This is a genomic window from Roseivirga spongicola, assembly GCF_001592965.1.
Lineage (GTDB): Bacteria > Bacteroidota > Bacteroidia > Cytophagales > Cyclobacteriaceae > Roseivirga > Roseivirga spongicola.
In genome coordinates this window covers 1-578 of sequence record NZ_LRPC01000024.1, presented here as the reverse complement: position 1 = coordinate 578, position 578 = coordinate 1, and the positions used below count along the sequence as shown (strand labels likewise).

At 44.1% G+C, this 578-nt stretch carries 1 pseudogene; it reads left to right on the top strand.

Going from position 1 to position 578, the window contains the following annotated elements:
* Positions 1-578: pseudogene (locus AWW68_RS12105) on the top strand (hypothetical protein); the annotation flags it as partial.

Here is a 578-nt window from a genome sequence, read left to right as displayed (position 1 = left end):
GCCAATGGCAATGCTACCCTTACTCCTCAAATGGTTGACAACGGGTCTAGCGATGCTTGTGGCAACGTTACCCTTGAAGTATCTAAAACAAGCTTCGACTGTTCTAACATTGGAGCTAACACCGTAACACTTATTGTTAAAGATGCTTCTGGTAACACGGCTACCAAAACAGCTACTGTAAATGTAATTGACAACCTTGCACCTGCCATTCAAACCCAGAACATCTTGGTTTACCTAGATGAAAACGGAAAGGCTAAAATCTACGATAAAGACGTACTATATGTTTGTGAAGGTACTGTTATTGAAACTGGTAACTCTGGCGGTTCTGGTGGACTCGGTGGAGGCCTTGGAGGTGGACTCAGCGGTGGACTTACTGGTGGGCTTACCGGTGGCCTTGGTGGAGGACTCGGTGGAAACATTGGCGGAGGTACCGATGTACCTTACAGCACAATTACTGTTACAAGCGATGTATCTCAGTTTACTTCTTGCACCAAAGACAACTGCAAAATCACTTCTGTAGCAACATCTAAAACTTTATTCGATTGCTCTAACATTGGTGATAATACTGTAACGGTAAC